The 12,955-nt window shown below is 33.6% G+C and carries 13 protein-coding genes; 4 read left to right on the top strand and 9 right to left on the bottom strand.

Annotated elements, in window-relative coordinates; genetic code table 11:
- Positions 1-21: 21 nt before the first annotated feature.
- Positions 22-258, top strand: coding sequence for a helix-turn-helix transcriptional regulator (locus ACWNMZ_RS22080; protein ID WP_031536547.1), 237 nt, complete (start codon positions 22-24; stop codon positions 256-258).
- A 152-nt stretch (positions 259-410) separates the two neighbouring features.
- A complete protein-coding gene (locus ACWNMZ_RS22075) occupies positions 411-1,154 on the top strand; it encodes a hypothetical protein (RefSeq protein ID WP_031536548.1) in 744 nt (247 codons plus the stop codon).
- A gap of 281 nt (positions 1,155-1,435) precedes the next feature.
- Here ACWNMZ_RS22075 and ACWNMZ_RS22070 read toward each other — a convergent pair whose 3' ends face one another.
- From ACWNMZ_RS22070 to ACWNMZ_RS22060, 3 genes are all read right to left on the bottom strand, one after another.
- Positions 1,436-2,200 (bottom strand): 3D domain-containing protein, encoded by a 765-nt coding sequence (locus ACWNMZ_RS22070; RefSeq protein ID WP_031536549.1) that lies wholly within the window; start codon positions 2,198-2,200, stop codon positions 1,436-1,438.
- Positions 2,201-2,575: 375 nt separating this feature from the next.
- Positions 2,576-4,708 (bottom strand): PAS domain S-box protein, encoded by a 2,133-nt coding sequence (locus ACWNMZ_RS22065; protein ID WP_231512527.1) that lies wholly within the window; start codon positions 4,706-4,708, stop codon positions 2,576-2,578.
- A gap of 345 nt (positions 4,709-5,053) precedes the next feature.
- Complete coding sequence (locus ACWNMZ_RS22060) at positions 5,054-5,239, bottom strand: cold-inducible protein YdjO-related protein (RefSeq protein ID WP_031536551.1); 186 nt, start codon at positions 5,237-5,239, stop codon at positions 5,054-5,056.
- A gap of 333 nt (positions 5,240-5,572) precedes the next feature.
- Between ACWNMZ_RS22060 and ACWNMZ_RS22055 the strand changes: the two genes are divergently transcribed.
- Positions 5,573-6,751, top strand: coding sequence for an alanyl-tRNA editing protein (locus ACWNMZ_RS22055; protein WP_048717118.1), 1,179 nt, complete (start codon positions 5,573-5,575; stop codon positions 6,749-6,751).
- A 48-nt stretch (positions 6,752-6,799) separates the two neighbouring features.
- Here ACWNMZ_RS22055 and recQ read toward each other — a convergent pair whose 3' ends face one another.
- The 4 genes from recQ to ACWNMZ_RS22035 all read right to left on the bottom strand — a co-directional run bounded on the left by recQ (position 6,800) and on the right by ACWNMZ_RS22035 (position 10,260).
- Complete coding sequence (gene recQ, locus ACWNMZ_RS22050) at positions 6,800-8,953, bottom strand: DNA helicase RecQ (protein ID WP_031536553.1); 2,154 nt, start codon at positions 8,951-8,953, stop codon at positions 6,800-6,802.
- Positions 8,954-9,199: 246 nt separating this feature from the next.
- Positions 9,200-9,301, bottom strand: a complete 102-nt coding sequence (locus ACWNMZ_RS22045) for a YjcZ family sporulation protein (protein WP_192840926.1) — start codon at positions 9,299-9,301, stop codon at positions 9,200-9,202.
- An 88-nt stretch (positions 9,302-9,389) separates the two neighbouring features.
- Entirely contained in the window at positions 9,390-9,497 is a 108-nt protein-coding gene (locus ACWNMZ_RS22040) for a YjcZ family sporulation protein (RefSeq protein ID WP_081836584.1), read from the bottom strand.
- 478 nt (positions 9,498-9,975) lie between these two features.
- Positions 9,976-10,260: a hypothetical protein gene (locus ACWNMZ_RS22035; RefSeq protein WP_031536554.1), complete on the bottom strand. Its 285-nt coding sequence runs from the start codon at positions 10,258-10,260 to the stop codon at positions 9,976-9,978.
- 273 nt (positions 10,261-10,533) lie between these two features.
- On the opposite strand from ACWNMZ_RS22035, the gene ACWNMZ_RS22030 reads away from it, so the two are divergent.
- Positions 10,534-11,262 carry a ZIP family metal transporter gene (locus ACWNMZ_RS22030; RefSeq protein ID WP_251629638.1) on the top strand — a complete coding sequence of 243 codons (729 nt, stop codon included), beginning with the start codon at positions 10,534-10,536 and terminating at the stop codon, positions 11,260-11,262.
- 61 nt (positions 11,263-11,323) lie between these two features.
- On the opposite strand, the gene ACWNMZ_RS22025 is transcribed toward ACWNMZ_RS22030, so the two are convergent.
- Both ACWNMZ_RS22025 and ACWNMZ_RS22020 read right to left on the bottom strand, forming a co-directional pair.
- Positions 11,324-12,151: a formate/nitrite transporter family protein gene (locus tag ACWNMZ_RS22025; protein ID WP_251629640.1), complete on the bottom strand. Its 828-nt coding sequence runs from the start codon at positions 12,149-12,151 to the stop codon at positions 11,324-11,326.
- 172 nt (positions 12,152-12,323) lie between these two features.
- Positions 12,324-12,458 (bottom strand): hypothetical protein, encoded by a 135-nt coding sequence (locus ACWNMZ_RS22020; protein WP_268817967.1) that lies wholly within the window; start codon positions 12,456-12,458, stop codon positions 12,324-12,326.
- Positions 12,459-12,955 lie beyond the last annotated feature (497 nt).

Raw genomic sequence — 12,955 nt, 5'->3', positions numbered from 1 at the left:
TTTAATTAAATGAGGTGGACTATGAATAAAGAAATCATTAAATTTATCAGAAAAAATTATGAAATGACCCAAAGAGACTTTGCCCGCGTTTTAAATTGTAGTTTCGCATTAATTGCCTTGGTGGAAGTCGGAAAACGAAGAGTTAGTAAAGATTTAGAAAATAAGATTAGGCAAACGTTTAATATTGACGATCAAGATATCGCCTCCATTACATCAATATTAACGGAAATAAGTAAAGGGCTCCCTCCTTTTATGTAATGATAGTAGAAGAAAATAGAAAGTATTTACAGATCCAAAACGTTTATTCCAAGTAGATGTTTTCTATTTTCTTCTATGTTTAAAACTAATTTTAGTCTGCACCCTTTTTCCTTCATCTAAATAGGATAAAGAAGGATGAAAGGAGGAGTAAAATGCCCATAAATGACCAAATCCCCCCGAACTCAAAGGTCTATCTTCCAAAACTTCCTGCAGAATCTTTAAATAATCAATCACATTTTCAACAAAATTATTTACAAGATTACTTATTAACTCAAAAACTTCAAAATGAATATTTAGCCACTTTAGTAACGAAATTTCAGGAAGAGTCTCTGGAAAAGCAGGAAAAGCATTTTAAGCAAATCAATGCAATTGATTCCAAATTGCAGTTAAATGATTCGGTAACTAAGGACCTATTAACAAAACTTGCTGTATTAGATGAGGATACAGCAAAAATTGAAGAGCAATTAGCTTCCCTTGTAACACTATCCAAAGAACAAAAAGAAATAATAAACGAAGAATCACTTCGCAACACTGCTTTATTTGACCAGTTAACATTTCAGGAACAAGACATTTCCTTAATTGCTAAGAAAATGGATGAATTTAATGATCTTGCTACTGATATGAAAACGAAATTGGATGAAACAGAGTCGAGCTATCATAACATATCGGAAAAGCTGGATATCCAAGAAATCTTTCACAAAACGATTATTGAAAACATCGAAGAAACAAATGGTAATGTAAATAGGCTGAGTCGACAAATAGAACATATGAAGGAAATTCTGTTTGAAAGGGTTCATTTTTTAGCCGAAAAAATTGAAAACAATGTGAAAAGCATTGCACAACCAATCCAACGCTTCTTTCTTCATTCAGAAAAGGATGAAACAATGAATAAATAAATACTATAAAGTTGTGTTTTCGTATTCAGACGACTTAATGAGCGTTTAAGGATGAGGCAAAAAAATTGTTAGCTATTGATGGTTGTTTAGCCACCAAATAAATTAATCCTCATTTCATTTTATGGTTTATATTTTTTAAGCGCCCACTATCTAGTGATGACTACGGCTAATAACAACTGAAAACAGTCATTAATAAGCTAATTAAAAAGCCAAACAATCACACGAAAGGATGATTGTTTGGCTTTTTTCTTTTGGCTGAATTAGTTATGCCCAGCATATTTTTAGTCAAGAATTTTTACAGATACTTGTTTTCTTCCCCAATTTAATGCTTCAGATGTGCTTGCGACATGGACATCGATTTTATTTCCTTTTATCGCACCGCCAGTATCACCAGCGATTGCTGTACCATACCCTTCAACATATACTTTAGAACCAAGTGGGATTACGTTAGGGTCAACGGATATAACCTTTTTATTGGGATTATCTTTTAAATTTATACCTGTAGCTGTTATACCAGAACAACCATTACAATCTGCTGTATAAGCGGTAGCAGTTACAGTAATTTCTTTTGAGCTTGCATCAGTATTTGTTTTTTCTGTCTTTTCAGCCTTTACCGTATTTACCGTATTCTTTGTCTTTACTGTATTGTTTACAGTTTGGGCAGCTGTTTTTGTTTCACTTTCCTTTGAAACTTTACTTTTTGAAACAATCAATACGTCACCTTTATGTATTGTATCGCTTTTAAGTTTATTCCAGCTCTTAATTTGTTCAACGGTTGTATTATATTTTTGAGAAATCTTCCAAAGATTATCTCCTGCTTTAACTTTATAATTCTTCACTTTTTGAAGTATTAATGTTTCGTTGACTTTGATGAGATCACTTTTTAAGTTATTCCATTTTTTTATATCTGTAACACTAACATTCTTCTTTTGTGAAATGGACCAAAGGGTATCTCCTTTTTCTACTTTGATTTCTTCCGCACCAACAAACGGAGCAGCTGTTGTCAGTAATGATGCACAAGTTACAATAGAAAAAATCTTTTTCATTTTTATACCTCCTCGAAAAAGCTCTAGTTGAGCTAACGGTATAATCTTAACATGAAAAAGCTCAAAAAAAAGAACAGGGAGTTGTTAATTCGATTACTTATATGACAATCAATTAACAATCACAATACGAATCGTCAGAATAATGAATTAATTAACCTCTGTTTGAATATAATATAATTTTTAATATTTTGTCTCTCACGGCTAACTGCCTATTATCGTAGTATGCATTGTCCCCTTCTAGCCACTTTTTCCTTTTTACCCACTGTTTATTTGCTTATTTACCTTGCTATTCTGTCCCAAATAGTTCCGAATGGTTTAACTTACAAAGAGCAGGTGATGGAAGACTATCCCTGCTCATGGATGTTTCGCATAATCTTAGTCTACTGCTGGTAAAGTGATATGGAAGCTTGTCCCTTTTCCTAGTTCGCTTTCTATATATACTTTGCCATTTAAATTTTCAATGATTTTAAAGCTTACCATTAAGCCTAGCCCGTTTCCGTCCTTTTTTGTCGTGAAAAATGGCTCGCCCAATTTCTTTAATTGTTCTTTTGACATACCAATCCCGCTATCTTTAATGACAATGCTAATGCTGTCATTCTCTTTTTTCACGATTATTTCGATGAAACCACCATTTGGCATTGCTTCTACAGCGTTTTTAATAAAATTCAAGAATACTTGCTTTAATTTATTCTCATCACATTCTACGAAAAAATTTGGATTTTCATAGGAGCGATGTAATTGAATTTTATTTTTCCGAAGCTGGTAATCTAAAATGGAAACGACATTATCCATGATTGGGAGTAATGGCTTCTTTTCTAATACAGAAACTGTCGGCTTCGATAAAAGCATAAATTCTTCTACTATTGAGTTTACCCTTTCGATCTCCTCTAAAATAATATCAAAGTATTCCTGTCTATCCTTTGCGGTTTCATCCATGCTTAGAAATTCAGCATACCCTTTAATAGATGTTAGTGGATTTCGAATTTCATGTGCAACGCCAGCAGCTAACTGCCCTACAGCTGCTAATTTATCTTGTCGATGAAGAATATCTTCCGTTCTCTTCTTTTCTGTTATATCATTTCTTATCGCTAAATATTGGTAAGGTTTATTGTTTTTATCTAAATAAGGGACAATGGTAGTATCTACCCAGTAATAAGAACCATCTTTTCTTTTATTTCTAATTTCCCCTTTCCAGATATCCCCTTTCCCAATTGTTTGCCAAACATTTCGGAAAAACTCTTTAGAATGGTACCCTGAATTTACGATACGGTGTGTTTTTCCAATTAGTTCCTCTCTGCTATAGCCAGATATCTCACAGAATTTTGAGTTGACATTTGTAATAATCCCTCGTTTGTCTGTAAATGCAATAATACTCGATTGCTCTAATGCATAAGTAATATCACTCACTTCACGGACAGACTCTTCCAATTGGTGCTGAACCTTTTTTTGCTCTGTTATGTCCCTACGAATGGCAACATATTGATAAGGAGTACCTTCTTTATTTAAAAACGGAACAATCACCGTATCCACCCAGTAATGAGTACCGTCCTTTGCTTTATTAAGCAGTTCTCCTTTCCAGATTTGTCCTTGCTTGATCGTATTCCATAATTCACGGAAGAATTCAGGTGAATGATGACCCGAATTAACCATGCGATGATTTTGACCAAGCAATTCTTCACGACTATATTTCGACACTTCTATAAATTTATCGTTTACATATGTAATAATGCCGTTATTATCAGTAAATGCCACAATCGCCGATTCATCCAGGGCATGCTGCATATCTCGCACATTAATCGCCCCAACATCTGTACGCTCACCAATCAATGTACTTGTTCCAATAAGTCCGCCTAAAACTAGCACAGAGATAAATAATGCAATGTAAATGATAAAACTGCTTTCATAGGAATCCTTTGCAATGGCAACTTCTGGTGCGCTAATATTAGTTAACAGGATAAAATGGCTGATTAAACAAACACCTGTCATTAATAAGCTACATAATGGTCGTATCCACTTTTTTAAGTAAACAGAAAGCTGTACTGGGTAAAAAGAAAGCCAAATGGAGATAAAAAAGCCAACATACAATAAAATAAAACTTACTAATAATTGTGGAAGTTGATAATACACTTTACTGCCAATGGAATAAAAACCAATAATAGAAACCGATAATATAGATAAGCTAAAAAAGAATGCAGATACATAAATTCTTCTTTTCTTTTTCTCCTTATCTAATAACGCATAAAACGCCATCCCGCTAAAACAAATACCGACTACCATCGATAAGATAGTAATAGGAATATTATAGTTGGCAGTGGCATATACGTTCTTAATCATCATGTCAATAAAACTTAATATCCAAAATCCAAACCCAATCGTAAACGTGCTTGCTAAAAATAAAAATCTACTATTTTTCTCCCCATTTTTCACTAGTTGAAATAAGTCAAAGGAAGAATAGCATGCCATATAGACGATTAGGATACTAATAAAAATCAATATGGAGTTATACAACAAAAAATCCTCCTAATCTATACCAAAAAATAATACACCCCTAAAGTAGGATAATAGGCTACTTCAGGATTGCATTCTATTTGATTGTAAATCAAATAAAACAGATAAGAAAGTACTTTTCTACAAATCATTCACAATTTAGTCACAATAATGACTATATGGTATTCTTTTAATATTATACTAGGATTATTGGATGGTCAGATTATTAATAGAGGGAGCAATAATTAGCTTCTATCAAATCTATTTATTATTATCTTTGAATAGAAATATGGGGGTTTAACAAACTGCAATCAGTGGGGAATTACCAGCACTGATTGCAAGTTACAACAATCGATAGTTTAGAGATTAATTACTGATTTGAGGAAGCTCTCTCATTTCCACCGATGTTTGATCTCCGCACAATGGACAAAGAAGATCATCTGTAGCAAAATCCTTTCTCATCCAGCCATTGCATGAATTACATGCATATACTTCCATACTCATCAAGACTTCTTCTGGTTTTTCTTCTGCACCTTTCCGATTAAAAAACATGTGAGTGCCCCCTTTTTTCTTTATTATTGCCACTACTTCCATTATTTATGTATTAATAGATATTTTTGTCGTTTAAACAGCACTAATAGATGCTTTCATTTATTGTATAACATGTTCCGAGCATAACGCTTTGAAACTATTTATCAAAATACGGAATGGAAATGTAATTTTCAAGTGGCAAATATGCTTGCTTATTTGCCAAGCTCCCCCATATTCCTTATTCACAAATAAAATATTGCTTTAACTTAACTAGACACAAATTTCTATCAACTCTATTTTTAAAGCTAACAACTATGATAAAATAAGGGAAAACGATGATAAAAGGAGTCGCAGATGTCAGTAAAGTTGTATTATTCCATGCCCTATGAAACAAAATGGTCAACCCAAATAGAAGAAGTAATTGAAACAGAAAATAAATTTTTTGTGATTTTAAAAGAAACTGCTTTTTATCCAGAAGGAGGTGGCCAGCCAGCAGACACTGGTACAATAGATGGCATTGATGTGTTAGATGTTCAGATTAAAAACGAGCAAATTTATCACCTCGTTGAAAGAAAACCAGTAAATACGCATGTAGAATGTGAATTAAATTGGAATAGAAGATTTGACCATATGCAACAGCATACGGCACAGCATCTTTTATCCGCTGTACTAGAAGAACAATACAATATTCCGACAGTTAGCTTTCATTTAGGGAAGGATTATACGACGATTGATGTCGATACACCTGAATTAAATACAGAGCAAATAGATAAGATTGAGCATATTTGTAATACATATATCATGAAAAATCTAGAAATCAAAACATATTTTACTACACATGAAGATGTGAATAAATTCCCTTTAAGAAAGCTTCCAAAAGTAACAGGGGCTATAAGAATCGTTGAAATAGCTAGAATTGATTTTTCTGCCTGTGCTGGGACACATGTACAAAGAACAGGTGAATTAAGCAACTTTAAAATAGTGAAGACAGAAAAACATCGGGGTCAGACGAGAGTGTTCTTCCTAAGTGGATGGAGAGCCATTGATGACTATCAAACTTCCCATTCGATATTAGATGATTTAAGCAACCATTTTAAAACGAATAAGCAGCAACTTCAAGATCGTATCAGTAAGCTAGAATTAGAGAAAAAAGCTGTCAATCGAGAATTAGAAACACTTAAAGCAGAAAATAATGCATTTCATGCAGAACAAATTCTTGCAGAACATAACGAAAAAGTTATCTCCCTTAAGTTTGAAGAGAAAACAATGAAGGACTTATCAACACTAGCTAAATATATATTACAAAAATCTAGTCTTGTCATTCTTTTCAGCTCAGAAATTGACAAAAAACTTCTACTACAGCATAATGGGGAGTTTCCCTTTCATTGCGGGAAGCTTCTTCGGGAAACTATCCAAGAATTCGAAGGCAAAGGTGGCGGAAACGAAATCTTAGCACAAGCTACTTTCCCTTCCGTTCAGCAATTACAAGCCTGTTTAAAAAAATTAAATGTAACCTTATTAAACACCTTATAAATAAAAAAGTCGATGACAATTAGTGAATTTGTCATCGACTTTTTTCAATTAATGTAAAATCTGTTGCTTGCGACTTTCAAGCATGATGGCCACTTTAATCATAAAATAGCTAATCTCTTCTGGTAGTTCTTCTTTAATCGGTTTTAGTTTTTCCGTCCCAACTTTCCGCATAACATCAACAATCTTCATTTGATCTTCTGGCTTAAGAAAATGAGTCCAATCAACCTCCAACTCTTCTTCCCCACATCGAAGTAAATGATTTTCTACTGTTTGCATATTTAAATCTCTTTCTTTTGCAATTTGCTTTAATGATAATCCACTATTCCATAATTCTAGCGTTACTAAGTGGGAATTTCCCACGCTTTTTTTGGTTTGTTTTTCCCTTTTTCCTAACAATGATTGATCGCTTTTTACTGCAGTAGTAAAATCAGGATGATCGTTTTTAAACTTTTTGATATGTTCTATCATCATATCTCCATATTTTTGCAGTTTATGATCGCCAATTCCTTTTATTTCACTAAACTCCTCCTGTGTTACAGGCATTGTCATTGATATATTCCTTAACGTTTGGTCAGAAAAAACAACAAAAGGAGGAACGTTTTCTGCTTCAGCAAGCTGTTTTCTTATACCTCTAAGATACTCAAACAATGCGTTATTTTCAGATACTTTCACTGTGACGACTTGTTCTTTTCTTTCGACTGTTAATCTACCTAAAAGTACCTCTTTTCCCTTTTTGGAAACCTTTAATATTGGCATTGCACCTGAACTTACATCAATATATTGTTCAGAAATTAAGAATTCAATAAAATCACTGATTTCCTTTGCGGATTGTTCCTTCATCAGTCCGTACGTTTTTATACGATCTAAATGAAAATCCATTAATTTCTTATTTTTAGAACCAGTCAATACTTGGGCAATCATTGTCTTTCCAAATCGCTCTCCCATTCTAATCATGCAAGACAGCACCTTTTGGGTATCGACTGTTACGTCAATAACATTTCGTTCATCCGTACAGTTAGAACATTGCCCACACTTTTCCGTATGCTCTTCCCCAAAATAATGTAAAATATATTCTTGCAAGCAATCTTCGGTATGACAAAAATTAATTATAGATTGTAGTTTATCGATGTCTTGCTTTTGTTTATCCGCATCATGTATCGTTTGATCAATCAAGAATCTTTGGATGCGAATATCTTGTGCAGAATATAATAATATGCACTTACTCGGCAATCCGTCACGCCCCGCTCTTCCTGCCTCTTGATAATATCCCTCCATGTTTTTGGGAAGCTGATAATGAATAACATATCTTATATTACTTTTATCAATGCCCATCCCAAAGGCATTTGTCGCAATCATAATCGATACATCATCTTTTATAAATGCTTGCTGCTCCGTTTCCCTTTGTAAATCACTCATCCCTCCATGATATTTCGAAACAGAATATCCCTTTTTCAATAAACGGTCATAGAGCTTTTCTACCTCTTGTCTTGTTGAAGCATAGATAATGCCAGACTCCTCTCTATTTTTCTTTAGGAAGGATTCAAGAAATTTCCCTTTGTCTTGGCCTTTTATAATCGAAAAGGACAAGTTATCACGGGCAAAGCCTGTCTTAACAGTATTTTCCCATGGTATATTTAATAATTGGCATATATCTTCATGAACTTTAGGAGTTGCTGTAGCTGTTAGCGCTGCTACAAGTGGCATTTCAGATAATTTATTGATCATGTGTCCAATTTTTGCATAGCTTGGTCGAAAATCATGGCCCCATTGTGAAATACAGTGCGCTTCATCCACTGCAATAAATGAAATGGTAACTTCTTTTAATATATCCATAAAATAATCTGCTTCTAGTCGTTCTGGTGCAATATATAGTAATTTATAATGTCCATTTTTTATATTATAAACTCTTTCCTGCACTTCTTCATTATGTAACGTACTATTGATGAAAGTAGCGGGAATACCAACTTCCGTTAGTGCATCTACCTGATCTTTCATTAAAGAAATCAATGGCGATATAACAACCGTTAATCCTGGGAAAAGCATTGCAGGTATTTGATAACATATGGATTTACCTCCACCAGTTGGCATTATCCCTACAACGTTCTCCTTATTTAATAAAAGCTGAATAATTTCATCCTGTCCTTTTCTAAAATCATCATATCCAAAGTATTCTTTTAGAATACTACGGGCTTTATTCATCATCATATAAAACTCCCCACTTTTTCCGAACATTTCTTTAAAACATTGTATCATTAATCGAACTAATTTTGAATGAATCAATTGGGATTATGGGCTTGTCCAGCATTACTTACAAAGACATGTATCTTTATAAATTGGAGGTTTTTTGTTAATAGGCAGCCTGAGAGTATCTTACATGCTCAAACTCAGACTGCCATGTATCCAATTATTTTGCTTCTAAAATCTTAAGAAAGCTACTATTTTCCTTTCTTATAGCCAAGCTGCTCCAACGATGATTAATAGAATGAATAAGACAACGATTAATACAAATCCATTACCAAAACCACCACAAGATGCTACTGGAGCTGCCATAGGTGCAGCATACCCACATCCACAAGAATTATAATCATAACCACCAAAACCGTAACTCATTTATAAAACACTCCTTTTTCTATCTTTCTTAGTATCCAAAACCAACGTAACTAGAACCTACAATTATTAATAAAATGAATAGCACTACTAGTAGAGCAAATCCTCCACCAAAACCAGCTACTGGGCCACCACTCATTTATTCCACCTCCCTCATACACATAAGCATCATATGAGTCTAGAGATTGTCCTGTTTGGGCGCTCGCAAAAAAAATATAATATACTTGTTTATTATGTAGGAAGAGGCTGGGACAAAACTAAATAACCAATCTTTAAAGACGAACAATCTCTAATTTAGCCCTTAAATAAAGCTACTTCTCATGATGGTTATCTAAGTTTTTAAATATAGTTAAGTGTAAAAACTAAGTCGTTCCATTGCGCTACAGACGCTCGCTTTCCGCGGGAGGAAGCTAAGCCTCCTCGCATGCGCTGCGGGGTCTCAGCCTTTCCTCTATTTCCCGCAGGAGTCGAGCGTCCTCCGCTCCATTTCACTTCGTTTTTAAACTTTTTTCAAACTGAAAAACACGAACTTTTATGTATATTAACTATACAAAAGTTCGTGTTTATTATTAGTTGAAATGCTTTTGTCACAGCCTCTTTCTGCTTGTTTAATTTGATTAAAAGAAAGGAATAAAAGCCAGTGCAGCGATTAATCCTAAAGAAACTCCTACAGCTGCTGCTCCCCAGCCCCAGCCCCAACCCCAGCCAGGTCTATAACCACGTCTATACCCATATCCAAATCCACCATAATTTCTTCTGTTTCCTCCAATTGGTCTAATATAGACTTTATTTGGTGTAACTCTTTCAATTACTCCAGTATGAATCTCTCCACTATGAGTACGGATACGAACACATCTTCCTACACCTCTAGAACATTGATGATAAAAATTATTACCAGACATCTATCACACCTCCAACGTTAATCTCTAATATCCTATGTACAAGTCTAAAAAAAGTATGGACAACTATCTTGTAGAAGGTGCGGATATTTCAGCAAAATCTTTAATAAACATATTAAATGAAAATATTCTACTTATTAATTGCATATTTGTTACTAAAAAAGGTTATGTATGAAAAGAAAAGCTTACATATTCCAAAAAAAAACGCAAATAATTTAAAAATAATTTCTTAAGTAGCAGAATGAAAAATAAGTAAAGTAAAAAGGAGTTTTTAATATGTTAGAAGCAGCCATGTGGGGGGCAATTGCTAGCTCTTCATTGCTTGCAGGTTCTGTCATAGGATTATTTCTTTCCATTCCAAAAAGAATTATTGCCTATTTTATGGCTTTAGGAACAGGTATTTTAATAGGTGCCTCTTCTTTTGAACTTTTAATTGAAGCTGTAAATAAAAGTGGTATGTTTACTACTGCTATCGCTTTTTTAGCAGGAGCATGTTTATTTACCATTATTGAAATTTTCCTTTATCGAAAAGGCGGATCTAATCGAAAACGATCACATAAAAATCCAGAGGGACATTCAGGTTTAGCGATTTTTGTCGGTACTTTAATGGATGCTATTCCAGAATCCATGATTATCGGTCTTAGCTTGTTATATACACAAAAAGTGGATCTCCTATTTTTAATAGCAATTTTCATCAGTAACTTTCCAGAATCTTTATCTTCCACAGTAGGATTAAAAAAAGATCAATATTCACATAAAAAAATATTAATGCTTTGGAGTAGTGTGATTGTCATTTCTGCTATTAGTAGCTCAGTTGGGTATTTATTTTTAGAAAATGCTTCCCCTACTATGCTTTCAAGCATTCAGTCATTTGGGGCTGGTGGATTAATTGCGATGGTTTGCTCAACTATGTTGCCAGAAGCATTTGAGCAAGGAGGATCTACCGTAGGATTTGTTGCATGTGTAGGATTAATTTTTTCATTAAGCATGAGTCATATTGGATAGCGGCTGCCGAAAAACATGCTATGTTTTTCGGCAGTTTTACTAGAGGTAAATATAATTAGTATTACTTTGCAATAGATCTTGATGTAGTTACATGTAAAGCAGGATCTTTTGCTTTTCCTTTTTTCTTAGGAAAAATATATAAGTTTAGTGCACCTACAAAGAATGCCCCTCCAACAATGTTACCAATCGTAACTGGGATGAGATTGTGCAATGCATTTGCAACGGTAATTGTTTCTGGATGAGGAACAATTAGAGAAATGGCGAAAAGAGCCATATTTGCAACACTATGCTCATAACCTGAAATCATAAAGGAAAATACAATTAATAATGTTGCAATTATTTTCCCGACATCTCCTTTAATATTCATTGGTATCCAAATAGCTAAACAAACCAACCAGTTACAAAGGATTCCTCTAATAAACAATTCTAGTGTTGTAGCACTCATTTTTGAATTGGCTACATCCATAAGCCAAGTTGTTTTGGGAGCTAAGCTAAATAATCCAGAATAAAAGATTAATAAAGCAAAAAATAGCGCGCCAACTAAATTACCAAAATACGTAGTAACCCAATTATAAATGGTATCCTTCCAACTTGTTGCTCCAGACAAGGTGCTCATTGCAAAAGCCATGGTGTTGCCAGTAAATAATTCACCTCCACCATAGGAAATAAGTACAAGAGCCATACCAAAAAATAAACTAGTCATCATGTATGTTGCAGGTGAATGAACATCAAAAAAGGGTTGTGCTAAACGATAACATAGCATTAAAGCAAATCCGATATATATTCCTGCTAAAATTGCTTTTACAAAATAACGGAAAAAGGAATCATCAATTGTTTCTTTCTTTTTCATCGCATAGTTGATCGCTTTATCGATAGGGTGTATATCCATTGTAAAACCTTCCTTTCTGTATATAATAATTATACAAAAGGGAAAATGAATTACATTGTGAAAATATGAACATTTCTTAACAATTCATTTATTCCAAAAAGGCACACCCAATACTTTCAATATGATATGTACTTTTTGACCACATCCACTTACACAGCATAAGTTATCTTGATTAGTGTGTCGTGGTTGTTAATTTATTGTTCTGTTGAATGGCTACAGAAAACTGAGATCTTGGCTTTGTAAAGCTAATTTTGATACCGGATTTTTTCATTTTATTTACCAATTCAACTAGCTGTTTTTTAGCCATAGTAACTACTCCTTTACTTCTTATAATAGTTTTAGTGTACTAGAAATTTATGAAGAAATTATGAACAAATCATAAATAAATTTAGACATTATTCTTGTTATTTTAAAAATTTCTTAACCAAGATAATACGTTCTATATTATACATTCTATCCTTGGAAAGAAAACCCTTTATTTTTTGATTATTTTTTACCCTATCCACCTATTATGATAAACATGTTTCCTTTTTTCCATCAGACATATTACATATTTTTATATAAGAAATTCCTATACCGAACCTGGAAACTCTAAAACCAATTGCAATTAGACGCACTTCCTCTAAGAATATATTATTCCCTACTGTTATTTAAATAGATAGAATAGAACGAAAGAACAATTTGATATGTAAGCTTATGAGTATGAGTAAAATGTTTGTGGGTAGAAAATAATTTACCCTCTGGTTTGGTTGGTGGTCGTTAGACCGCCAACCAAACGCAAGCGCGGTAGTATGAGCAAAAATA

It is taken from the genome of Niallia sp. Marseille-Q9988 (assembly GCF_976954375.1).
Note: the sequence above shows the minus strand (reverse complement) of the source record. Positions and strands in the feature narration are given on the sequence as shown.